The following is a 21,785-nucleotide window of genomic DNA, read 5'->3' as shown; positions in this document are numbered from 1 at the left end:
GTAAGTTCTTACATGTATGGTCTTGCCTGTCAAATCCGGAGTACGCTGAGCGCATGTCGTTGCGCCACGCGATGCTCGGTCTGCTCGCCGTCGAGCCCGCCACGGGCTATGACCTGACGCGCAAGTTCGACAAGTCGATCAGCAACGCCTGGCACGCCAGCCACAGCCAGATCTACCCCGAGCTCGCCAAGCTCGAGGACGCCGGGATGGTCGAGGTCGTGTCCGAGGGCGCCCGCCGCAGCAAGACCTGGGCCCTGACCGACGCCGGGCGCGAGGAGCTGCGCCGCTGGCTCGTCGAGGTCGAGCCGTCGCGCCAGCAGCGCAACGAGTCGGCGCTGCGCACGTTCCTGGCGCCGCGCCTGCTGGCGCCGGAGGACGCGCGGATCGCGCTCCAGCGCGACCTCGACTATGTCCTCGAGCAGCGCGTGGTCCTGTTGGCGATCAAGCAGGCGATCGAGGAGGGCGGCATCAGCTCGCCGTTCGAGCCCGCCGTCGACCTCGGCCTGCGCATCAGCCCGGTCATGGAGGGCTGGCTGCGCGACCAGCTGGCCGCGCTGCCCCGCTCGTCGCGGACCAAGTCCTAGCTCTTGGCCGTGCCCAGCGTCGCGGTGACCGTCGCGCTAGCGCCCGCGCCGCGCCGGTAGGTCACGCGCAGCCGGTCGCCCGGCTGGTGGGACGCGATGAGCGACGCCAGCGTGTCGGCGTCGCCCACCGTCGTTCCGTCGATGGTGGTGATCGTGTCGCCGGCCTTCAGGCCCGCCGCCGCGGCTGCGCCGCCCGCGGTGACGGCGGCCAGCTTCACGCCACCCCTCGTCCCGTCCTCGATCCGCACGCCCAGCCGCGGGTGGGCGACCGCCTCCCCGGCGATCAGCGCCGTCGCGACCGTCCGGACCGTGTCGGCCGGGATCGCGAACCCGACGCCGTCGTTGCCACCCGAGTCGCTCTCGATCTGGGCGTTGACCCCGACCACCTCGCCGTCGGCGTCGATCAGCGGCCCACCCGAGTTGCCCGGGTTGATGGAGGTGTCGGTCTGGATCGCGCCGCCGATCGTCGCGCCCGACGGTGAGGTGATCGTCCGGTCCAGGGCGCTGACGATGCCGGTCGTCAGCGTCTCGGACAGGCCGAAGGGCGAGCCGATCGCCAGGACGCCGTCGCCGATCGTCACGTCGCCGGAGTCGCCGAACGTCAGGGGATGCAGCTTGGTCGCGCTGATCCCGGTCACGCGTACGACCGCGATGTCGGTGGCCTTGTCGGTGCCGACCACGCGCCCGCTGCCGATCGTGCCGTCGGCGAACGTGACCTTGATCTTCTTGGCGCCGTCGACCACGTGGGCATTGGTGACGACGTCGCCCTTCTCGTCCACCACGAACCCGCTGCCCTCGGCCGACGCGTCGATCTTCAGGTCGACGACGCCCGGCGACGTGTTCTTGTAGATATCGCCCGCGGTCAAGGTGGTGGAGTCGGTCGTGGACGCGGCGGGCACGGCCGTGCCGCTCGACGCGGCGGGCGTCGTCACGGTCGCGGTGGCGGTCCCGCCGCCCGCGTCACGGGTCGTCGCGACCACGGCGCCGGCACCGCCGCCGGCCAGGGCGGCGACGGACATGAGGATCAGGGCTGCGGGCTTGGAGGTCATGGCCAGCAGGCTGCTCCGCGCGGCTGGCGCGATCGCGAGAGGACCCTGGGAGCCCACTGGGAAGCGTCCCTTAGGAATCCTTTGGAGTCCCTTGACATTCGCGCAAGCAGGACGTCCGACAGTGTCATCGATGACTCCCTCCTCGAAGCTCGCCGCCATCGGCGCCTGCGCCCTCATCGCCGGCGCCGGCGGCGCCGGTCTCGCCGCCGTCGCGGTCGACGGCCACGGCTCCTCCTCCACGGCCTCCGCCGCGCCCGCGTCCTCCAACAGCACGCGCCCCGTCTCTGACGACGACTCGACCGCCAAGCAGGTCTACAACGAGGCCAAGGACTCGGTCGCCTACATCCAGGCCGAGACCGGCCAGGGCACGGCCACCGGCTCGGGCTTCGTCGTCTCCTCCGACGGCAAGATCGTCACCAACGAGCACGTCGTCGACGGCGCGCAGTCCGTCACGGTCAAGCTCGGCGTCAACGGCAAGGCCCAGACCGCGCAGGTGCTCGCGGCCGACGCGTCCAAGGACCTCGCCCTGCTCAAGATCGACGCCAGCAACCTGCGGGCGCTCCCGCTCGGCGACTCCTCGTCGATCGAGGTCGGCGACAACGTGTACGCCATCGGCAACCCCTACGGGTTGGACCACACGCTGACGTCGGGCATCGTCTCCGCGCTGAACCGCGACATCGACGCGCCCGATGGCACGCCGATCAAGGGCGCCATCCAGACCGACGCGGCGCTCAACCCCGGCAACTCCGGCGGCGCGCTGATCGACGCCGACGGCAAGGTCGTGGGCGTCAACTCCCAGATCGCCTCAGCGGGCGCCTCCAGCGGCGGCGAGGCCGGCAACGTGGGCATCGGCTTCGCGATCCCGGTCAACATCGTCAAGGACTTCATCGCGCACCCGACCTCCTCGTCGGGCTCGGCCCAGAGCCAGGGCCAGGGCGAGCAGCAGCAGCAGGTCGATCCGTCCCAGCAGCAGGCCGACCCCCAGCAGCAGGATCCGTCCCAGCAGCAGGCCGATCCCTACGGCGACCAGAGCCAGCAGGCCGACCCCTACGGCCAGGCCGACCCCTACAGCCAGGCCGACCCCTACAGCCAGGCCGACCCCTACGGCGACCAGAGCCAGGACCAGGGCGACCAGCAGCAGCAGGACGTGCCGCAGCTGGTGCTCCCCGGCTAGCTCTCGACGAAGTACGACCCGTGACCCTGGCCGTCTGAGAACCAGCGGCTGGTCACGGTCTTCTTCTTGGTGAAGAAGTCCACGGCGTCGCTGCCGTGGGCGTGCAGGTCACCGAGGAACGAGTCCTTCCACCCTGAGAAAGGGAAGAAGGCGACGGGCGCTGCTACCCCGATGTTGACGCCAACCATCCCGGCCTCGACGTCATGGCGGTAGCGGCGTACCGCCGCACCGTTCTCGGTGAAGATCGAGGTGCCGTTCCCGAACCGGGACGCGTTGACGATCGCGGTCGCCTCGTCCAGCGACTCCGCCCGCACGATCGCCAGGACCGGTCCGAAGACCTCCTCCTGCGCGATCTCCATGTCCGGCGTGACGTCGTCGAGGATCGTCGGGCCGACGAACGCGCCTTCCGCGTTGCCGCCGTCGACGCCGCGGCCGTCGACCACGATCGTCGCGCCGCCCTCGACGCCCTTGTCGATCCAGGCCTTGATGCGGTCGCGCGCCTCGCAGGAGACGACGGGGCCGACCTCGACCGACTCGTCGCTGCCGTCGCCGACCGAGAGCTTGCCGGTCGCCTCGACGAGCGCCGGCACGAGCCGCTTGTGGGCGTCGCCGACGGTGACGACGACCGAGCCGGCCATGCAGCGCTGGCCCGCCGCGCCGAACGCGCTGCCGATGATCCCGCCGACGGTCCTGTCGATCACCGCGTCGGGCATGACCACCATGTGGTTCTTGGCCCCGCCGAGCGCCTGCACGCGCTTGCCGGCCTTGGCGGCGCGCTCGTAGACGATCTTCGCGACCGGCGCCGAGCCGACGAACGACACCGCGTCGATGCCGTCGTGGTCGAGGATGCCCTCGACGATCTCGCGCCCGCCGTTGACCAGGTTCACGACGCCCGGCGGCAGCTCGAGCGTGTCGAGCACCTCGAAGGCGATCTGCTGCGTCAGCGGCACCTGCTCGGACGGCTTCAAGATGAAGGTGTTGCCACACGCGATGGCGAACGGCAGGAACCAGAACGGGACCATCGCGGGGAAGTTGAAGGGGACGATCGCCGCGCAGACGCCGACGGGCTGGCGGATCGTCTCAGCGTCGATGCCGCGCGAGACGTCCTCCAGGATGCGGCCCTGCATCGTCGTCGGGATCGCGGTCGCGGCCTCGACCATCTCGATCATGCGCGAGACCTCGGCGCGGGCGTCGGCGATCGTCTTGCCCATCTCGGCCGTGACCGAGCGGGCGAGGTCCTCGTGGCGCTCGACGAGCCGCTCGCGCAGCGTGAAGAGGCGACGGGCACGCTCGATCGTCGAGACGTCGCGCCACTCGGGCAGCGCGGCGCGCGCGGCGGCGACGGCGGCGTCGAGGTCGGCGGCGCCCGACAGCGGGACGCGCGCCAGCACCTCGCCGGTCGCGGGGTTGGTGACGTCGAGCGCGCCGGAGGGCTCGGCGGCGGGCGTCCAGGCGCCGGAGACGTAGTTGTCGAGCAGGCGGGTGGCGGTGGCGGACATGATTCGTGGGGCTCCAGGTGTCGGGTCGTGTCAGGCGGCGCTGGTGGGATCCAGCGTCCATTCGTGGTCGGGATCGTTGGCGACCGCCCATCGGCGGACGGGCCCGGCCATCACGTTCAGGTAGTAGACCGCATAGCCGGGCGGGGCGGAGACCGTGTGGTAACCGCGCGGGACCAGGACGCAGTCGCGGTCGCCGAAGGCGATCGTCTCGTCGAGGGTCCGGTCGTCGGTGTACACGCGCTGCAGGCCGAAGCCGCGGGCCGGCGCGACGCGGTGGTAGTAGGTCTCTTCGAGGAACGTCTGGGTCGGCGGGTCGTCGACGTCGTGCTTGTGCGGCGGGTAGCTGGACCAGTGCCCGGGCGGCGTGATGACCTCGCAGACCAGCAGCGCGTCGGCCGGGTTGCCGTCCATCAGGATCGGGTGGACCGTGCGCTCGAGGTGACCGTGGCCGCGGGTCTCGGCGTCGATCGCACCGCCCGGTAGCAGCCGCGCCGGCGCCGCGCTCTGGCCGCTGGCGGGCGCGAAGCAGAGGCCGACCTCGCCGGTGCCGGTGACCGTGAACGTCGTGTCGGCCGGCAGGTAGACCGCGTCCGGGCGCCCGTCGAACGGCGTCTCGCGCGTGCCGACGCGCGCGAAGTCCCCGCGAGAGGAGGCGACGTCGACCGTCCCCTCGACGACGACGACGCAGACCTCGCGGTCGCCGGTGTCGCGCCGCGCCTCGACGCCCTCGACCAAGGTGATGGCCTCGAAGCCGACGTGCCGCCAGCCCGCCGACGCCGGCGTGACCGTGAGAAAGGTGCCGTCGGCCGCGGGCCGCGCCGCGGGGTGGAGGAGCAGCTCGCTCATCGGCCCGTCTCCACGTGCGCGCGCTGCGCTTCGCGCGCCGTCTCGTATTCCGCGCGTGCCGACTGCACGGCGGCGCTGTCGGACACCGCGGCGACCGGGACGTCCCACCAGCCCTCGTAGCTCGGGACGCCCGCGTAGCGGTCGACCTCGACGTGGACGACGACCGGGCCGTCGCGGACGTCGCGCGCGGCGGCCAGCGCGGCGCGGACCTCCGCGACGCCGGCGCAGCGGATCACCGTGGCGCCCAGCGACTCGGCGTTGGCGGCGAGGTCGGGGTGGGCGGGGTCCGTGCCCGGCAGCGCCGCGACGGCGAGCGCGTCGCCGGCGTCGTTGTCGACGGGGAGCGCGCCGTTGGCCCGTGCGCGGTAGTGGGTCCCGAAGCCGTGCGAGCCGACCGACCGCGACAGCGCGCCGATCGACGCGTAGCCGTGGTTGTCGACCAACACGATGACGATGGGGATGCGCTCGGCGACCGCGGTCGCGAGGTCGCCCGGCAGCATCAGGTAGGAGCCGTCGCCGACCATCACGTACACCTCGCGGTCCGGGGCGGCGAGCTTGATCCCCATGCCGCCCGGGATCTCGTAGCCCATGCACGAGAAGCCGTACTCGACGTGGTAGCCCTTGCCGTCCGGATCCCGGGCGCGCCAGAGCTTGTGCAGGTCGCCGGGCAGCGAGCCGGCGGCGCACACGACGACCCCGCGCTCGCCCGCCGCGTCGTTGACCGCGGCGACGACCGAGGCCTGCGTGGTGGGCGCGCCGTCGGCCGCGGGGGCGATGACGCGCGCGACCTCCTGCGCCCACGCCGCGGACTCGCGGGCCGCGCGGGCGCGCCAGTCGGGATCGACCTGGTGGCCTTGCAGCGCCGCGGTCAGCGCCGTGAGCGCCTCGCGCGCGTCGGCCTCGACCGCCAGCCCGCTGTGCTTGACGGCGTCCAGCGCCGCCACGTTGATGTTGACGAACTCCACGCCGGGGTCCTGGAAGGCCGACTTCGACGCGGTGGTGAAGTCGCTCCAGCGCGTCCCGACGCCGATGACGAGGTCGGCGTCGCGCGCCAGCCGGTTGGCGGCCGCCGTGCCCGTCGCGCCGACCGCGCCGAGCGACAGCGGATGGTCGGAGATCAGCGCGCCGCGCCCCGCCTGCGTCTCGGAGACCGGGATGCCGGTCGCGTCGACCAGCGCGCGCAGCGCGGCGGTCGCCTCGCTGTAGATCGTGCCGCCGCCGGCGACGACCAGCGGCCGCTTCGCGGCGACGATCCGGGCCGCGGCGCGGGCCAGGGCCTCGGGCGCCGGCGGGCGCCGGAACAGCGTCCACACCCGCGGCTCCAGGAACGCCTCGGGCACCTCGACGACCTCGGTCTGCACGTCCTCGGGCAGGGCCAGCGTCACCGCGCCGGTCTCGGCCGGGTCGGTCAGAACGCGCATCGCGGCGAGCGCCGCGCCGACGAGCTGCTCGGGCCGCTCGATGCGCTCGAAGTAGCGCGAGACCGGCCGGAACGCGTCGTTGACCGACAGGTTGCCGTCGTGCGGCGCCTCGAGCTGCTGGAGCACGGGATGCGGCGCGCGCGTGGCGAACGTGTCGCCGGGCAGCAGCAGGACCGGCAGCCGGTTCACGGTCGCCAGCGCCGCGCCGGTGACCATGTTGGTGGCCCCGGGCCCGACGGAGGACGTGCAGGCCCACGCGCCGAGGCGGTTGCGCTGGCGCGCGTAGGCGGTGGCGACGTGCACCATCGCCTGCTCGTTGCGCGCCGGCACGTAGGACAGGAGGTCGGCGTGTTGTTGAAGGGCTTGCCCGATCCCGGCGAGGTTGCCGTGGCCGAAGATCCCGAGGCAGCCGGCGAAGAACGGCGTGCGCTGCCCGTCGCGCTCGACCTCCTGGACGGCGAGGAAGCGCACCAGCGCCTGGGCGACGGTGGCGCGGATCATGCGCGAGCCCTCTAGGGGAGTCATGCGGCAGCTCCTGCCGCGACCAGCGGCTCGAGGTCGGCGAGGCGCGGCATCTCGTCGGCGCACGCGAGCTTGGAGGCGACGTAGGCGCCCGCCGCGTTGGCGAGGCGCAGCGTGCGCTCCAGCGGCCAGCCGGCGAGCAGGCCGTGGACGAGCGCGCCGCCGAACGCGTCGCCCGCGCCGAGGCCGTTGACGACGCCGAGGTGCGTGACCGGCGGGACTTCGACGACCTTGTCCTTGGTCCGTGCGAGCACGCCGGCCGGGCCCTGCTTGACGATCGCGATCTCGACGCCGAGCTCCAGCAGCGCGGCCGACGCCGCCCGCGGGTCGCGCGTGCCGGTCGCGACGAAGACCTCGTCGCGGTTGCCGACCGCGACCGTGGCGTGGCGCAGCGCCTCGCCGGCGTAGCGGGTGGCGTCCTGCTCGTCGGTCCAGAACATCGGCCGGTGGTCGAGGTCGTGGACGGTGATGCCGCCGCCGTCGCGGGCCGCGAGGGCCGCCAGCGTCGCGGCGCGCGACGGCTCCGCGCTGAGGCCCGTGCCGGTCGTCCAGAACACGCGCGCGGCGCGGATCGCGTCGAGGTCGAGCTCGTCGACCGACACCATCATGTCGGGCGCCGTCGGCTCGCGGTAGAAGAGCAGCGGGAAGTCGTCGGGCGGATGGACCTCGCAGAAGACGATCGGCGTGCGCAGCGTCGGGTCGGTCCCGACCCAGCGCGCGTCGACGTCGAAGGCGCCCAGCGCGCGGCGGATGTAGGGGCCGAACGGGTCGTCGCCGACCTTCGTGATGACGGCGGCGCGGGCGCCGAGGCGCGCGGCGGCGACGGCGACGTTCGTCGCGCTGCCGCCGAGCGACTTCGCGAACGTCGTCACGTCTTCGAGCGCCGTGTCCAGCTGCTCGGGGTAGAGGTCCACGCTGACGCGGCCCATGGTGATGAGGTCGAACGGTCGGGGAGGGGTCATGCGGTCGTGCTCCATGCGGTGTCGAGCTCGGCGCCGAGGCGCGCGAGCGTCATGTCGAGGTCGGGGAGGTCGGCGTCCAGCAGCGCGGCGGTGCGGGTCGCGTCCAGCCGGGTGTCGCGCGGGATGGCGATGCCGGGCGGGATCGCGCCGTCCGGCGGCGGGCCGGTCAGCAGCAGGTCGGGATCGAGGTCATAGGCCTTGACCGCGCGGCGGGCGAGCGCGACGCGATCGGCGTGCTCGCCGCCGACGCAGTGCAGGACGCCCGTGACCTCGCGCTCCAGCGCGCGCCAGATCAGCTCGCCGGCGTCGGTCGCCAGCGTCGGCGTCGCGAGCGCGTTCAGCCCGGGCCCGTCCCACACCGTGAACGGCCGGCCGGCGCGCAGCGCCTCGACCATCGAGGCCACGAGGTAGCCGAAGCCGGCATCCTGGACCCGGGCGACCCGGCCCCCACCCACCCGCGCGCGGTGCACGCCCTGCACGCCGGCCACGCGCGCGATCACGCCGCGCCGCGCGCGCTGCGACACCACCAGCTCGGACGCCGCCTTGAGGAACCCGTACATGTTGATCGGGTTGGGCGGCTCGTCCTCGGCCGCCGGGGCGGGTGGGCTGGTTCCGTCGAAGACCCAGTCGGTGGAGATCAGGACGACCGGGACGTCGGCCGCGTTGGCGGCGTCCACGACGTTGCGCGTGGCGCCCACGAACGCCTCCCACGCGTCGCGCCGGCGCGCCGTCAGCTCCAGGAAGTCGTTGAGGATCGCGGCGTGCACGATCGCGTCGGGCCGGGTCGCGGCCGCCGAGCGGGCGACGAGCGCGCCGTCGGTGAGGTCGACGTCGGCGTGCGTCGGCGCGATGACCTCGACGCCATGGCGCGCGGCCAGAACGTAGGCGATGTTCGAGCCGACGAAGCCGCTGGCGCCGGTGACCCAGACGCGGCGCACGTCAGCCCTCGACCTCCTCGATCGCCACCGGCCGGCGCTCGCGCACCGAGCGCCAGGCGGCGAGGCCGATCGCCAGCGGGGCGCGGGCGTCGGCGGTCGTCACCGGCGGCGCGGTGCCGGCGGCCAGCGCGCCGACGAACGCCTCCCACTCGCGCAGGTAGCTCGGGACGTAGCGCTCGAGGAAGAAGTACGGCAGCGTGGCGCCGCTGGTCCCGTCGACCGTCGCGATCGTCGCCGTGTGCGCCGACGGATTGTCCGAGCGCGCCATGCCGGCCGCGCCGAAGGCCTCGACGCGCTGGTCGTAGCCGTAGACCGCCTGGCGCGAGTTGTCGATCATGCTCAGCGCGCCGTTGGCGTGGGTCAGCGTGATCGCGGCGGTGTCGAGGTCGCCCGCCTCGCCGATCGCGGGGTCGACCCGGACGGCGCCGCTCGCGTAGACCTCCACGACCTCGCTGCCCGTCACGTAGCGGGCCATGTCGAAGTCGTGGATCGTCATGTCCAGGAAGATCCCGCCCGAGACCTTGATGTAGGACAACGGCGGCGGGGCGGGGTCGCGGCTCGTGATGCGCACGAGCTGCACGGCGCCGATCGCGCCGGTCGCGACCGCCTCGGCCACCGCCTGGTGGGCCGGGTCGAAGCGCCGGTTGAAGCCGATCTGGAACGGGACGCCCGCCGCGTCGACCGCCGCGAGCGCGCGATCGACCTCGGCGAGGTCCAGCGACACGGGCTTCTCGCAGAAGATCGCCTTGCCGGCGTCGGCCGCGGCGACCAGCAGGTCGGCGTGGGTGTCGGTCGAGGAGCAGATCGCGACCGCGTCGACCTCCGGGCTGGCGAGCAGCTCGTCGACGCTGTCGGCGACCGGGACCGCCAGGGCGTCGCCGACGTCGCGGGCCAGCGCGCCGGCCGCGTCGTAGACCGCGCCGACCGCCGCGCCCGGCACCTGGCGGGCCAGGAGCTCGGCGTGCATCCGGCCGATCCGGCCGACGCCGATGACGCCGACGCGCAGGGGCGTGACCGCCGCGACCGTCGCCATCACGCCACCACCAGCTGCTCTTCGGGGAGCGCCACGACGTCCTCCCACGAGTCCGACCGCGCCGAGCGCAGCAGCGCGGCCTGGACGCGCGCCCACTGCAGCGCCTCCTCGAAGCCGACCGCGAACGGCCGCTCCTCGACGTACGCGCTCAGGAACTCGTAGTCCTCGACGACCACGAGGTCCTCGTACCCAATGGGGTTGCCCGCGCCGGGCACGAACGCGCCGTGGTAGGGGAAGCGATCGCCGCCCAGGACCGTCGTGTAGCCGGAGCCGCGGTCGTCGGTGGCGCGGTAGAGCCGCAGCTCGTTGAGCTGCTCCAGCGACCAGCCGACCGCGCCCTGCGTGCCGTAGGCGTCGAACGCCATCTGGCTCTCCGGGCCGATGATCGCGCGGCTGGCCTCGAACGTCCCGCGGGCGCCGGAGGCGAACTCGCACAGCATGCCCGCGTAGTCCTCGTTGGTGACCGCGCCGGTCGGGTCGCCGGGCTCGCCGCGGCCGTAGTGGGAGGTCCGGGTGGGTGGGGACGGGTTCGGGAGAGGCCGCTGCTCGATGAACGTCGCGGTCGTCCCGACGACCCGCGTGATCGGCCCGAGGAGGAGGTGGGCCAGGTCCACCGCGTGGCTGAGCAGGTCGCTGGTCACGCCGTAGCCGCCCTGGTCCTGCAGGAAGCGCCACGAGAGCACCCCCATGGGGTCGCTGCCGTACATGGAGAAGAAGCGGCCGCGGTAGTTGGTGATGTCGCCCAGCTCGCCGCCGGCGATCAGCTCGCGGGCGTAGCGGACCAGCGGCGCCCAGCGGTAGTTGTAGCCCACGCCGCTGAGGACGCCGGCGCGCCGCGCGGCCGCGGCGGCGCGCGCGACCTGCTCGGGCGTGCCGCCCACCGGCTTCTCGCAGAACACGGCCTTGCCGGCGCTCGCCGCCGCCTCGACCAGCTCCAAGTGCAACATGTTGGGCGCGGCGACGTACACCACGTCGACCTCGGGGTCGTCGATCACCGCGCGCCAGTCCGCCGACGCGCGCGCGAAGTCGAACGAGCCCAGGGCCTCGTCCCGCTGGGCCTCGACCGGGTCGGCGCACGCGACGAGCACGGGGTCGAACGCGCGGTCGGGCATGAGCGTGCGAATGCGCTGCATCGACCGGCTGTGCGCGTGACCCAGCCAGCCGAAGCCGATGACCCCGATGCCGATGCGCCGGCGCGCCGCACCCCCGCTGAGCCCGGTTCGCCCACCGCCGCGGGGAGAAGCCTCTGGCGAGCTCCCGTCCGGAAGCCGAGCCCCCGGGGCGAGGTCGTCCGCGCTCACGCCATCGCCTCGGGGCCGGACGGCGGCTCCTCGAGCACGCGCCGCAGCTCGTGCTCCAGCGCGTCGAGCTCCGCGCCGCCGGACATCATCTTGATGATCTCCTCGCGCGTGATCTCGCCACGGTCCCACGTGCCCATCAGCCGGCCGCGGTTGAGCACTACGAACTTGTCGGCCACCGGGAACGCGTGGTGCGGGTTGTGCGTGATGAAGATGACGCCGATGCCGCGGTCGCGCGCCTGGGCGATGTAGCGCAGCACCACGCCCGACTGCTTGACGCCCAGCGCGGACGTCGGCTCGTCGAGGATCAGCACCTTCGCGCCGAAGTACACCGCGCGGGCGATCGCCACCGCTTGGCGCTCACCGCCCGACAGCGTGCCGACGGGCTGGTCGGGATCGCGCACGTCGATCCCCATCTTCTTCATCTCGGCGACCATCGTGTCCTGCGCCCTGCGGACGTCGATGCGCCGGAACGGCCCCTTGCCGACGGTCGGCTCCGACCCCAGGAAGAAGTTGCGCCAGATCGACATCAGCGGCACTGTCGCGAGGTCCTGGAAGACCGTCGCGATGCCCGCGTCCTTGGCCGCGCGCGGCGAGCTGAACGACGTCGGGACGCCGCCGACGAGCAGCTCGCCCTCGTCGTGGCGGTGCACGCCCGACAGGATCTTGATGAACGTGGACTTGCCCGCGCCGTTGTCGCCGAGCACGCACGTGACCTGGCCTTCGGCCACCGACGCGCTGACGTCCTTCAGGGCGTTGACGTTCCCGAAGTACTTGCTGACGTCTCGGACCTCCAACAACGTGTCGCCGCTCATCCCCGGATCCCTTCGGCACGCTTGCGGATGTAGTTGTTGACCAGCACCGCGACCAGGAGGATCACCCCGAGGAAGAGGAACCGCCAGTCGGTGTTCCAGTTGGAGAACTGGATGCCGATGAAGGCCATGCCGACGATCAGCGCGCCGAGCGAGGCGCCGATCGCCGACCCGAAGCCGCCGGTCAGCACGCACCCGCCGACGACCGCGGAGATGATGAAGGTGAACTCGTCGCCGACGCCCTGGCCGGCCTGCATCGAGGCCAGGCGCAGCGCGATCATGATCCCGGTGAGCGCGCAGACCACCGAGGTGGTCATGAACAGGCCGATCTTGACGCGCGCGACCGGGACGCCGACGTTGCGTGCCGCGTTGGCGTCGCCGCCGACCCCGTAGATCCAGTTGCCGACGCGCGTGCGCGTCAGCACCCACGTCGCGATCGCGGTGATCGCGATCCACCACAGCACGGTCACGCGGTAGTCGTGCGGATGCCAGAAGCTGCCGCCGAAGATCTTGTTGGCGGAGCTGTAGCCGGGGGCGGTGTCGATGCCGTCGACCGACACCTGGTTGGTGATGGCCTTGGTCACGCCGAGGTTGACGCCCTCCAGGATGAAGAACGTCGCGAGCGTGACGATGAAGCTCGGCAGCTTGGTCTTGATGACCATGTAGCCGTTGACGAACCCCACGCCGGCCGCCGCGATCAGCGTCAGGACGATGGCCAACCAGATGTTCATCCCGACCTCGACGGCCAGGATCCCCATCATCAGGCCGGCCGAGCCGGTGATGACGCCCGACGACAGGTCGAACTCGCCGCCGATCATCAGCAGCGCGACGACGACGGCCGGGATCCCGATCGTCGAGCCGACGTCGGTCCAGTTCGCGATGCCGTCGAGCTTGGCGAACAGGGAGTTCTGGGTGGTGAAGAAGATGCCGACGACCAGTGCCGCGAGCAGCGCGCCCAACTCCGGGCGGCGCAGGATGCGGGCCGTGGTGCTGATCTTCGTCAGCCGCTCATCGGCGATCGGGACCGGGGCCGGGGCCGCGCCACCAGGCGCGGCCCCCACGGGTGTCGGACCTGCCATCAGCGCGTCCCGTCCTGGGCGAGCTTCGCCACCGTCGCCGCGTTGCTCTTGTCGACGAAGCCCGGGCCGGTCAGGACCGGCAGCCCGCCGCCGACCGTGTTGGCGTTCGTCTTGTACAACTTGAGGAACACGACCGGCAGGTAGCCCTGCAGGTACTGCTGCTGGTCGACCGCGAACAGCACGCTGCCGGCCTGGATGTCCTTGATCAGCTGGCCGCTGAGGTCGAAGGTGGCGAGCTTCGCGCTCGAGCTCGCGCCCTTGATGGCGGTCTTGGCGGCGCTGGCGATGTCCGGGTTGAGGGTCATCACCGCGTCGTAGGACTTGTCGGCCTGCAGCTTGGACTTGATCTCGGTCTGGGTCGTGGCGATGTCCGCCGTGCCCTTGACCTGCAGGTTGGTCACGTCGCCGCCGAAGCCCTCCTTGACGCCCTGGCAGCGCTGCTGGAGCCCGATGTTGTTCTGCTCGTGGATGACGCAGAGCACCTTCTTGGCCCCGGCCTCCTTGAGCTTGGCGCCCGCGGCCTTGCCCGCGATCTCCTCGGTCTGGCCGACGTGCGTGATCGCGCCGAGCGCCTTGAAGTCCTCGGCGCCCGAGTTGAGCGTGACGATCGGGATGCCCGCGGCCTTGGCCTTGGCGAGCGACCCCTTGATCGCGTCCGCGTTGGGGACCGAGACGGCGAGACCGTCGACCTTCTGCGAGATCGCGGCGTCGATCAGCTGCGCCTGCTTCTGCGGGTCGTTGTTGGACGGCGACCAGATGAGCTTGACGCCCTCGTCCTTGGCGGCCTGCTCGGCGCCCTTCTTGACGACCGACCAGAACGAGCCCTCGTCGCTGTGGGTGACCATCGCGATGGTCAGCCCGCTGCCCTGCGTGAGGTCGACGTCCTGCGCGGCCTTGCTCGTCGACGTGCCGGCCGCGGCGGCGCCGCTCGACGTCGTGTTGTCGTTGTCGCTCCCGCCGCACCCCGCGGCCACCAGGGCCCCCAGCGCGAGGACGGCGATCAGCAACCTTCCGATGAGGCGCTTCATGACTGTGACACCCTCTCTCTCCACGGAGCCGAGTTGGACAGGAACTCGATGCTCCTGCGGACATCGAGTGCCGGACCAGCGTCCGCCGGGGGCTCCGACCCGGTGATGGCGAGGTCCTGTTCGAGCACGAGCCAGCGGCCGTACCCGGATTCGTCGAGCAGCGCGACGACGTCGTCGATGCGCGCGTCCCCTGCTCCCAGCGGGCGGAACAGGCCGTGCTGCGTGGCCTGGACCAAGGTCATGGTGTTGTCGCGCACCTGCGCGGCGAGGGTCGCGTCGACGTCCTTGAGGTGGACGTGCGCGATGCGCTCGGCGTGGCGCTGGACGAAGGCGACGGGGTCGGTGCCGCCGATCAGCAGGTGACCGGAGTCGAAGCACCAGGAGACGTCGGTGTGGGCGAGCGCGGCGTCGACCTGCGCGGCCGTCTCGACGAGCGTGCCGACGTGCGGATGCAGGACGAGCTCGAGGTCGTACTCGTCGGCGACGAGGTCGGTGATCGTCGCGAGGTGCTCGCCGAGGCGGGCCCAGCCGGCGTCGTCGAGGTCGACCGGCGCCGACCACGCGAGGTCGGTGACGAGGGCGGCGACGAACAGCGAGGCGCCCGCGTCGGCGAGCTGCCGGGCGGCGGCGCGCGCGTGCGCGATCGTGGGGGAGAGGTCGTCCTCGTGGACGACGACGGGGACGAAGCCGCCGACGAGGTCGAGGCCGTGGTCAGCGAGTTGACGCTTGACCTGCGCGCCGTCGAGCGGCAGCCAGCCGAGCGCGCCGAGCTCGGTATGGCGCAGGCCGAGGGCGGCCATCTCGGCCAGGACCCGGTCGGGCGTCAGCTGTAGGCCCCAACCGGGGACCTCACAGACGCCCCAGGAAATGGGGGCGCCCACCAGCCGGTCGGTGACCGCGGTGTCGGTACGTCGCTCCACGCGTCTTGGTCTCCTCGTGCTCCTGCGAGCGCTGTTGGAGCGCTCCAACAGCGACCGTAACGATTAGAGCGCTCCAACGCAAGGCTTTCTTTTGGAGCGCTCCAATGGCAGTATCTGCGCCATGTCGGAGGCACGTGCAGCGGCGGGCAACGGTCGCGTAGGCGGTCGATCGGGCTACGTGACCATGGACGACGTGGCGCGCGAGGCCGGCGTCTCGCGCGCGCTCGTGTCGCTGGTCATGCGCGGGTCGGAGAAGGTTCGGCCGCAGCGCCGCGAGAAGGTCCTGGCCGTCGCGCAGAAGCTCGGCTACCGACCCAATGCCATTGCCCGGTCGCTGGCCAGCCACCGGACGAACACGGTCGGCGTGCTGCTCAACGACCTGCACAACCCGTTCTTCGCGGAGATCGCCAACGGAATCGAGGAGCACGCGTCCGACATCGGCTACCGGCTGCTGATCATCACCGGTGGCCGGCGCCGCCAGCGCGAGCACGCGATGTTGGAGGCCTTGCTCGAGTACCGGACCGACGGGCTGATCCTGGTGTCGCCGCGGATGGCCGGCCGGGAGGTCGCGGCCGCGGTCGGCGCGCTGCCGTGCGTGGTGATCGGGCGGCGGCTGCGCGGCGGCGAGGTCGACTGCGTGATGACCGACGAGGCGCTCGGCGCCGACCTCGCGGTCGAGCATCTCGTCGGCCTCGGCCATCGGCGGATCGTGCACGTCGACGGCGGGCAGGGCGCCGGCGCGTCGCCGCGCCGCGCCGGGTACCTGCGCGCGATGGAGCGCGCCGGGCTCGGCAAGCACGCGCAGGTGATCGCGGGCGACTTCACCGAGGACGCCGGCGTCCGGGCGGCCGAGCGCCTGCTGAAGGCCGGCACGCTGCCGACCGGCGTCTTCGCGGCCAACGACCTCGTGGCGCTCGGGCTGATCGACCGGCTCGAGCAGGACGGCGTGAAGGTCCCGGGCGACGTGAGCGTCGTCGGCTACGACAACACCTTCGTCGCCGGCCTCAACCACATCATGTTGACCACCGTCAACCAGCCGCGCCACGAGATGGGCCGCGAGGCGCTGCAGCTGCTGCTCGAGCGCACCGAGGGCCGCTCGACGCGCGCAACGCGCCTGCACGAGCCGCGCATCGTCATCCGCGCGACGACCGCGCCGCCGCGCTGAGGGCTGCAATGCGCGCCTCGGGTACGTCGACCGGTGATCACCCGGTCGACGTACCCGGCTTCGCGGCGAAGCCGCGGAGGGTTCGCGGCGCGACGGTTGGGGCGGCGCTGGCGGTGGCGCTCGCCGCGACCGGCTGCGGCGGCGGCTCCCCCGAGAAGGCCGCCTCCGCGCCGACCCTCGTGCGCGTCGTGGCCGGCGACGGCCCGGCGCGGGAGGTGGCGACCGGGTGGGTGGCGGGCGACGGACGGGTGGTGACGGTGGCGCATGCGGTCGCCGGCGCGCGGCGGGTGCGGGTGCTCGTCGACGGCGCGGCGCGCCCGGCGCGGGTGCTGGCCCGGAGCGCGCGGCTCGACGTCGCGGTGCTCGCCGTTGCCGGGCTCCGGGGCGGCGCGGCGCCGCGCAGCGCGGACGGCCGCGCCGGCCAGCGCGCCGCGGTCTGGGTCCTGCGCGACGGCACGGCGCGGCGGCTCGACGCCACGATCCGGCGGGCGATCACGGCCCGCGTGCACCCGCAGCCCGGCGACGCGCCGCAGGTCCGGCCGGGGCTGGAGCTCACCGCGCCGATCGCCGCCGGCGACTCCGGCGCGCCGCTGATGGACGCCGACGGCCGTCTGCTCGGCGTCGCCTTCGCACGCTCCGGCGAGCGGCCGGACATCGCCTACGCGGTCAGCGGCGCCGCGACCTCCCGCCTGCTGTCGACGTCCCGACGCTAGGCTCCGCCGCGATGCTTCCGGAGGACGTCCGCCTCGTCGCCGTCGACGGCCGGGGCGGGTCCGGCAAGTCGACGCTCGCCCGGCGCCTCGCCGCCGAGCGCGGCGGGGTCGTGGTCGAGATGGACGACTTCTACCGGCCGAGCGCGCAGCGCCACGTCCCGCCGCACACCGCCGGCGGCAACTACGACCTGCCGCGCGTCCTCGCGCAGGTCGTCGCGCCGCTGCGCGACGGCCGGGCCGCCCGCTACCAGCGCTACGACTGGCCGACCGACGCGCTCGCCGAGTGGCACGACGTCCCGACCGGCGTCCTGGTCATCGTCGAGGGCACCTACTCCACCGAGCACGCCCTGCGCGACGCCTATGACTTCCGGATCTGGGTCGAGGCGCCCTACGACGTCCGGCTCGCCCGCGGCGTCGCACGCGACGGCGAGGCGATGCGGACCACGTGGACCGGCGAGTGGATGCCGGCCGAGGACGCCTACATCGCCGCGCAGGACCCGCGCGCTGCGGCGCAACTCGTGGTCGACGGCACGCGCCGCGCCGGCACGGCCGGGCTCGCCGCCGCCAGGTACCCTCGTCCGCAGATGTTGACCGCGACTGACCGCAGCACTGCTCCCGTCCGGCGCGTCCGGATCCTGACCGCCGGAGGCACCATCGCCATGATCGGCGAGGGCGACGGGGCCCGGCCCGAGCTGGACGCTGCGGCACTCGTCGCGAGCGTCCCGGGCCTCCAGGCGTTCCCCGACCTCGAGGCGATCACGGTCCTCAACAAGCCGTCCGCGCACCTGACGCTCGCCGACCAGCTCCAGGTCTGCCGCGCCGCGCGCGACGCGTCCCGGCGCGGCATCGGCGTCGTCGTCACCCACGGCACCGACGTGCTCGAGGAGACCGCGATGCTGTGCGACGTCCTGCACGACGCGGACGCGCCGATCGTCTTCACCGGCGCGATCCGGCCGTCGAACGCGGCCGGCGCCGACGGCCCGGCGAACCTCGTCGACGCCGTGAGCGTCGCGGCGAGCGCGCCCGCCGCGGGCATGGGCGTGCTGGTCGTCTTCGGCGGCGAGATCCACCACGCCCGCTGCGCGCGCAAGACCGACACGACGTCGCTCGTCGCGTTCTCCTCACCGCAGACCGGCCCGCTGGGCCGCGTCACCGAGGGCCACCCGACGATCTGGTCGCGCATCCCGCGCAACCCGCCGCTCGACCCGCCGGTGCTCGACAAGCGCGTGCACATCGTGCCGTCCACGTCCGGCGACGACGGCTCGCTCGCCCGCGCCGCGCTGGCGACGTCGCCCGACGGCATCGTGCTCGGGACGCTCGGCGCCGGCCACCTGGCGCCCGAGGTCCTGGAGATCTGGGCGCAGGCCGCGACCGACATCCCGATCGTCGCCTACTGCCGTCCGGAGCGCGGCGTCGTGCTCAACGCGACCTACGGCTACGCCGGATCGGAGCGCGACCTGCGCGGGACGAAGATCATCCCGGCCGGCTTCCTGTCGCCGCAAGCGATCCGGATGAAGCTGCTGGCCTGCCTGTCGGCCGGGCTCGACGTGGAAGAGACGCGTTGGGCGTTCTCCCAGGACGACGGGTGAGCCTCGCCTAGCGGCTCGATCCACCTTGCGCGAGCTCGCTGGGGCTCGCTCGCGCGCTGCACTTGAACTTGGTTTCAAGTTAAGGTGCGCGGCATGCGCGCCCTCCAGATCACCGAGCTGACCGGCCCGGACACGGCCCTGAAGATCGTCGATGTCCCGGAGCCCGCTCCGGAGCATCCGGTGACGCCCGGCGCGGGCGTGCTGGTCGACGTGCACGTGGCCGGCGTGTCGTTCCCCGAGGTGCTGCAGACGCGGGGCGAGTACCAGATCAAGCCGCCGCTGCCGTTCGTCCCGGGCAGCGAGGTCGGCGGCGTCGTGCGCGCCGCGAGCGAGGGCTCGGGCTTCGCGCCCGGCGACCGCGTCGCGGCGTTCTGCATGCTCGGCGGCTTCGCCGAGGTCGCGGTCGCGCCCGACTTCCTGACCTTCAAGCTCCCCGACGCGCTGGACTTCGCGCAGGGCGCGTCGTTGATCCTCAACTACCACACGGCCTACTTCGCGCTGAAGCTCCGCGGCCGTCTGACGGAGGGCGAGAGCGTCGTCGTCCACGGCGCGGCCGGTGGCGTCGGGACCGCCGCGCTCCAGGTCGCCAAGGGCCTGGGCGCGACCACGATCGCGGTCGTCTCCACCGACGAGAAGGCGGCGATCGCCGAGCAGGCGGGCGCCGACCACGTCGTCCGATCCGACGGCGCGTGGAAGGACGAGGCCAAGGAGCTGTCGGGCGGCGGCGTCGACCTCGTGCTCGACCCGGTCGGCGGCGATCGCTTCACCGACTCCCTGCGGTCGCTGGCCGAGGGCGGCCGGGTCGTCGTCGTCGGCTTCACCGGCGGCTCCATCCCCGAGGTGAAGGTCAACCGCCTGCTGTTGAACAACACCGAGGTGATCGGCGCCGGCTGGGGGGCCTACATCTTGAGCAAGCCCGACGTCAACCGGCAGACCGGCGCGGCGATCGACGCGCTGATCGCCGGCGGGTTCGTCAAGCCGATCGTCGGCCAGCGCTTCGGACTCGACCAGGCCGCCGACGCCCTGAAGGTCATCGACGGCCGTGGTGCGGTGGGGAAGGTCGTGCTCGACGTCCGCTAGACCTCGACCAGGACCGGCGCCTCGGCCTCGCCGACGGGCGCCGCGCCGGGTGCGGTCTGCTCGACCGGCTCGGGCTTGTGGCGCGGCAGCAGCAGCGCCGGGATCACCGCGAGCGCGATGATCGCCGCGGCCCACACGAACGTGTGGCCGAACGCATCGGCGATCTTCGGCGCGACCTGCGCGCGAGCGTCGCCCGGCACCGACTGCGCGGCGCTCAGACCGCCTCCGCTGCCGCTGGGCAGGCGGCTGGACAGCTGGTGGGTCAGCACCACCGACAGCAACGCGGTGCCGATCGAGCCGCCGACGCGCTGGATGATGTTCAGCGCCGTGGTCGCCCGCGCCAGCTGCTGGCGCTGCAGCGTCTGGTACGCCGCGCTCATCGCCGGCATCATCGACGCGCCCATGCCCAGGCCCAGCACGAACTGGGCGCCGCCCAGCAGCCAGAAGGACGTGTCGTCGGTCACCTGGGTGAAGCCGAGCATCCCGACGAACAGCAGCGACAGTCCGCCGAGCACGATCTTGCCCGGGCCCACCTCGTCGGTGAGCTTGCCGGCGATCGGCATCATGATCGCGGCGCCCACGCCCTGCGGCGCGAGCAGCAGGCCGGCGTCCAGCGCCGATTGCCCGCGGACCACCTGGTAGTAGAGCGGCAGCATGAACATGGCGCCGAACATCGCGGCGGCGAACGAGAACGTCGTCGCCGACGCCGCGCTCATCGTCCGGTTCTTGAACAGCTTGACGTCGATCAGCGGCCACGCGTGGCGGGCGGCGTGGACGATGAACGAGCCGATCAGCGTCGCCCCGACGATCATCGGCAGCCACGCCTTGGTCGCGCCGAGGCCACCGCTCGACGACGTCTCGGCCAACCCGTACACGAACGCGGCGAGGCCGGGGGAGAGCAGGAGCAGCCCGAGCACGTCGAGGCGCTCGTGCGCGGCCGGCTCGTCGCGCGGCAGCAGGCGCGCCGCGGCGGTCAGCGCGAGGGCGCCGATCGGGATGTTGACGTAGAAGATCCAGCGCCAGGACACGTCGTCGACGAGCCAGCCGCCGAGGATCGGCCCGATGATCGGGCCCATCAGCATCGGGACGCCGACGATGCCCATGACGCGGCCCATGCGCTGCGGGCCGGCCGCCCGGGACAGGATCGTCATGCCGGCGGGCATGATCATGCCGCCGCCGAGACCCTGCACGACGCGGAACGCGATCAGCGATCCCGCCGACCACGCCATGCCCGACAGGGCCGAGCCGACGAGGAACAGGCCGATCGAGACCATGTACAAGCGCTTGGTGCCGAAGCGGTCGGCGGCCCAGCCGGTGAGCGGGATGACCGTCGCGAGGGCGAGCATGTAGCCCGTCGAGACCCACTGGATCGTCGCGAGGTCGGTGTTGAAGTCGCGCGACAGCGTGTTGATCGCGACGTTGACGATCGTCGTGTCCAGGATGGACATGAAGGTGCCGAGCACCACGACGATCGAGATGCTGATGAGGGCCTTGTCGAAGACCTTGGCCTGGGGAGCGGGTGGGGAGGTCATGCGTCGGGGTCCTCCTGCGTGGGCGAGTGCAGCGCGCACGCGGGGTCGTAGGGAGGGTCGGGGAGGAGAGGGGCGAGCGCGGCGGCGAGGGCGTCGCGCTGTTCGCCGTCGAGCGTCTCGACGACGCGCGTGAGGGCCTTCACGCGCGCCTCCGAGATGTGGGTGATCGCGGCGTTGCCGGTCGTCGTCAGCGTGAGCCGCTTGACGCGCCGGTCGGTGTCGTCCTCGCGCCGCGAGACGAGGCCGGCCCGTGTCAGGGCGTCGACCGCGCGGCCGGTGGCCGCGGGGGAGAGCCCGACGAACTGCGCCAGCTCGGACGGCGTGAGCTCGCGCTCGCTGCCATCCAGGATGTGCAGGATCTTGAGCTGGGTCATCGAGAGCTCGAGCTCCTCGACGACGTGGAAGACCTCGGTCTGCGCGGTCTTCATCGCGGACATCAGGAAGCGGGCCATGACGTCGGCCAGCTGCTCGGGCGTGATGGTCGCCTTCGTTTGCATCGGCGCAAATAGTAACGGCAACGCAAGGATTGCGCCAGCGCAGG

The 21,785-nt window shown here is 72.7% G+C and carries 20 protein-coding genes; 6 read left to right on the top strand and 14 right to left on the bottom strand.

The genetic code is table 11. The annotated features are described in order from the left end of the window. Window positions 1-53 precede the first annotated feature (53 nt). Window positions 54-584, top strand: coding sequence for a PadR family transcriptional regulator (locus DSM104299_RS16860; protein ID WP_272472803.1), 531 nt, complete (start codon window positions 54-56; stop codon window positions 582-584). Here DSM104299_RS16860 and DSM104299_RS16855 read toward each other — a convergent pair. After that, complete coding sequence (locus DSM104299_RS16855; protein ID WP_272472802.1) at window positions 581-1,633, bottom strand: S1C family serine protease; 1,053 nt, start codon at window positions 1,631-1,633, stop codon at window positions 581-583. The two genes, DSM104299_RS16860 and DSM104299_RS16855, sit on opposite strands and share 4 nt — an antisense overlap. 130 nt (window positions 1,634-1,763) lie before the next feature. Between DSM104299_RS16855 and DSM104299_RS16850 the strand changes: the two genes are divergently transcribed. Next, window positions 1,764-2,807: a S1C family serine protease gene (locus tag DSM104299_RS16850; protein WP_272472801.1), complete on the top strand. Its 1,044-nt coding sequence runs from the start codon at window positions 1,764-1,766 to the stop codon at window positions 2,805-2,807. Here DSM104299_RS16850 and DSM104299_RS16845 read toward each other — a convergent pair. From DSM104299_RS16845 to DSM104299_RS16795, 11 genes are all read right to left on the bottom strand, one after another. Beyond that, window positions 2,804-4,306: a CoA-acylating methylmalonate-semialdehyde dehydrogenase gene (locus tag DSM104299_RS16845; protein WP_272472800.1), complete on the bottom strand. Its 1,503-nt coding sequence runs from the start codon at window positions 4,304-4,306 to the stop codon at window positions 2,804-2,806. The two genes, DSM104299_RS16850 and DSM104299_RS16845, sit on opposite strands and share 4 nt — an antisense overlap. Before the next feature lie 30 nt (window positions 4,307-4,336). Beyond that, window positions 4,337-5,152, bottom strand: a complete 816-nt coding sequence (gene iolB, locus DSM104299_RS16840; RefSeq protein ID WP_272472799.1) for a 5-deoxy-glucuronate isomerase — start codon at window positions 5,150-5,152, stop codon at window positions 4,337-4,339. Then, the gene (gene iolD / locus DSM104299_RS16835; RefSeq protein ID WP_272472798.1) at window positions 5,149-7,074 is read right to left on the bottom strand and encodes a 3D-(3,5/4)-trihydroxycyclohexane-1,2-dione acylhydrolase (decyclizing); all 1,926 of its coding nucleotides are present in this window, start codon (window positions 7,072-7,074) and stop codon (window positions 5,149-5,151) included. Before iolD ends, iolB begins: the two co-directional genes overlap by 4 nt. A 20-nt stretch (window positions 7,075-7,094) precedes the next feature. Continuing rightward, window positions 7,095-8,057: a 5-dehydro-2-deoxygluconokinase gene (iolC, locus tag DSM104299_RS16830; protein WP_272472797.1), complete on the bottom strand. Its 963-nt coding sequence runs from the start codon at window positions 8,055-8,057 to the stop codon at window positions 7,095-7,097. Then, a complete protein-coding gene (locus tag DSM104299_RS16825) occupies window positions 8,054-8,995 on the bottom strand; it encodes an SDR family oxidoreductase (RefSeq protein WP_272472796.1) in 942 nt (313 codons plus the stop codon). The genes iolC and DSM104299_RS16825 overlap by 4 nt, the downstream gene beginning before the upstream one ends. Window position 8,996: 1 nt before the next feature. Then, window positions 8,997-10,028, bottom strand: coding sequence for an inositol 2-dehydrogenase (iolG, locus tag DSM104299_RS16820; protein WP_272472795.1), 1,032 nt, complete (start codon window positions 10,026-10,028; stop codon window positions 8,997-8,999). Next, window positions 10,028-11,200, bottom strand: coding sequence for a Gfo/Idh/MocA family protein (locus DSM104299_RS16815; RefSeq protein WP_349294576.1), 1,173 nt, complete (start codon window positions 11,198-11,200; stop codon window positions 10,028-10,030). The genes iolG and DSM104299_RS16815 overlap by 1 nt, the downstream gene beginning before the upstream one ends. A 125-nt stretch (window positions 11,201-11,325) precedes the next feature. Further along, window positions 11,326-12,141: an ATP-binding cassette domain-containing protein gene (locus tag DSM104299_RS16810; RefSeq protein WP_272472793.1), complete on the bottom strand. Its 816-nt coding sequence runs from the start codon at window positions 12,139-12,141 to the stop codon at window positions 11,326-11,328. Then, complete coding sequence (locus DSM104299_RS16805; RefSeq protein ID WP_272472792.1) at window positions 12,138-13,199, bottom strand: ABC transporter permease; 1,062 nt, start codon at window positions 13,197-13,199, stop codon at window positions 12,138-12,140. The genes DSM104299_RS16810 and DSM104299_RS16805 overlap by 4 nt, the downstream gene beginning before the upstream one ends. 17 nt (window positions 13,200-13,216) lie before the next feature. Beyond that, window positions 13,217-14,245 (bottom strand): sugar ABC transporter substrate-binding protein, encoded by a 1,029-nt coding sequence (locus tag DSM104299_RS16800; RefSeq protein WP_272472791.1) that lies wholly within the window; start codon window positions 14,243-14,245, stop codon window positions 13,217-13,219. Next, window positions 14,242-15,165, bottom strand: coding sequence for a sugar phosphate isomerase/epimerase family protein (locus DSM104299_RS16795; protein WP_272472790.1), 924 nt, complete (start codon window positions 15,163-15,165; stop codon window positions 14,242-14,244). Before DSM104299_RS16795 ends, DSM104299_RS16800 begins: the two co-directional genes overlap by 4 nt. A 184-nt stretch (window positions 15,166-15,349) precedes the next feature. Between DSM104299_RS16795 and DSM104299_RS16790 the strand changes: the two genes are divergently transcribed. From DSM104299_RS16790 to DSM104299_RS16775, 4 genes are all read left to right on the top strand, one after another. Beyond that, entirely contained in the window at window positions 15,350-16,330 is a 981-nt protein-coding gene (locus DSM104299_RS16790) for a LacI family DNA-binding transcriptional regulator (protein ID WP_272478098.1), read from the top strand. An 8-nt stretch (window positions 16,331-16,338) separates the two neighbouring features. Further along, on the top strand, window positions 16,339-17,043 hold the full coding sequence (locus DSM104299_RS16785) for a S1 family peptidase (protein ID WP_272472789.1): 705 nt from the start codon (window positions 16,339-16,341) through the stop codon (window positions 17,041-17,043). Window positions 17,044-17,054: 11 nt separating this feature from the next. Beyond that, entirely contained in the window at window positions 17,055-18,632 is a 1,578-nt protein-coding gene (locus DSM104299_RS16780; RefSeq protein ID WP_272472788.1) for an asparaginase domain-containing protein, read from the top strand. A gap of 93 nt (window positions 18,633-18,725) precedes the next feature. Continuing rightward, window positions 18,726-19,712 (top strand): NADPH:quinone oxidoreductase family protein, encoded by a 987-nt coding sequence (locus DSM104299_RS16775; protein WP_272472787.1) that lies wholly within the window; start codon window positions 18,726-18,728, stop codon window positions 19,710-19,712. Here DSM104299_RS16775 and DSM104299_RS16770 read toward each other — a convergent pair. Next, the gene (locus DSM104299_RS16770; protein ID WP_272472786.1) at window positions 19,709-21,244 is read right to left on the bottom strand and encodes a DHA2 family efflux MFS transporter permease subunit; all 1,536 of its coding nucleotides are present in this window, start codon (window positions 21,242-21,244) and stop codon (window positions 19,709-19,711) included. The two genes, DSM104299_RS16775 and DSM104299_RS16770, sit on opposite strands and share 4 nt — an antisense overlap. After that, window positions 21,241-21,741, bottom strand: coding sequence for a MarR family transcriptional regulator (locus tag DSM104299_RS16765; RefSeq protein ID WP_272472785.1), 501 nt, complete (start codon window positions 21,739-21,741; stop codon window positions 21,241-21,243). The genes DSM104299_RS16770 and DSM104299_RS16765 overlap by 4 nt, the downstream gene beginning before the upstream one ends. Window positions 21,742-21,785 lie beyond the last annotated feature (44 nt).

Source organism: Baekduia alba, assembly GCF_028416635.1.
GTDB lineage: Bacteria > Actinomycetota > Thermoleophilia > Solirubrobacterales > Solirubrobacteraceae > Baekduia > Baekduia alba.
This window is presented reverse-complemented; position numbering and strand designations above follow the sequence as displayed.

What these genes read in the sequence shown, in the direction of transcription:
- DSM104299_RS16785 (WP_272472789.1), top strand. Translation starts at nt 16,339, where the DNA reads ATGCGCGCCTCGGGTACGTCGACCGGTGATCACCCGGTCGACGTACCC.
- iolB (WP_272472799.1), bottom strand. Translation starts at nt 5,152, where the DNA reads ATGAGCGAGCTGCTCCTCCACCCCGCGGCGCGGCCCGCGGCCGACGGC.
- DSM104299_RS16810 (WP_272472793.1), bottom strand. Translation starts at nt 12,141, where the DNA reads ATGAGCGGCGACACGTTGTTGGAGGTCCGAGACGTCAGCAAGTACTTC.
- DSM104299_RS16790 (WP_272478098.1), top strand. Translation starts at nt 15,350, where the DNA reads ATGGACGACGTGGCGCGCGAGGCCGGCGTCTCGCGCGCGCTCGTGTCG.
- DSM104299_RS16845 (WP_272472800.1), bottom strand. Translation starts at nt 4,306, where the DNA reads ATGTCCGCCACCGCCACCCGCCTGCTCGACAACTACGTCTCCGGCGCC.
- DSM104299_RS16850 (WP_272472801.1), top strand. Translation starts at nt 1,764, where the DNA reads ATGACTCCCTCCTCGAAGCTCGCCGCCATCGGCGCCTGCGCCCTCATC.
- DSM104299_RS16800 (WP_272472791.1), bottom strand. Translation starts at nt 14,245, where the DNA reads ATGAAGCGCCTCATCGGAAGGTTGCTGATCGCCGTCCTCGCGCTGGGG.
- iolC (WP_272472797.1), bottom strand. Translation starts at nt 8,057, where the DNA reads ATGACCCCTCCCCGACCGTTCGACCTCATCACCATGGGCCGCGTCAGC.
- DSM104299_RS16860 (WP_272472803.1), top strand. Translation starts at nt 54, where the DNA reads ATGTCGTTGCGCCACGCGATGCTCGGTCTGCTCGCCGTCGAGCCCGCC.
- DSM104299_RS16780 (WP_272472788.1), top strand. Translation starts at nt 17,055, where the DNA reads ATGCTTCCGGAGGACGTCCGCCTCGTCGCCGTCGACGGCCGGGGCGGG.
- DSM104299_RS16775 (WP_272472787.1), top strand. Translation starts at nt 18,726, where the DNA reads ATGCGCGCCCTCCAGATCACCGAGCTGACCGGCCCGGACACGGCCCTG.
- iolG (WP_272472795.1), bottom strand. Translation starts at nt 10,028, where the DNA reads ATGGCGACGGTCGCGGCGGTCACGCCCCTGCGCGTCGGCGTCATCGGC.
- DSM104299_RS16855 (WP_272472802.1), bottom strand. Translation starts at nt 1,633, where the DNA reads ATGACCTCCAAGCCCGCAGCCCTGATCCTCATGTCCGTCGCCGCCCTG.
- iolD (WP_272472798.1), bottom strand. Translation starts at nt 7,074, where the DNA reads ATGATCCGCGCCACCGTCGCCCAGGCGCTGGTGCGCTTCCTCGCCGTC.
- DSM104299_RS16770 (WP_272472786.1), bottom strand. Translation starts at nt 21,244, where the DNA reads ATGACCTCCCCACCCGCTCCCCAGGCCAAGGTCTTCGACAAGGCCCTC.
- DSM104299_RS16765 (WP_272472785.1), bottom strand. Translation starts at nt 21,741, where the DNA reads ATGCAAACGAAGGCGACCATCACGCCCGAGCAGCTGGCCGACGTCATG.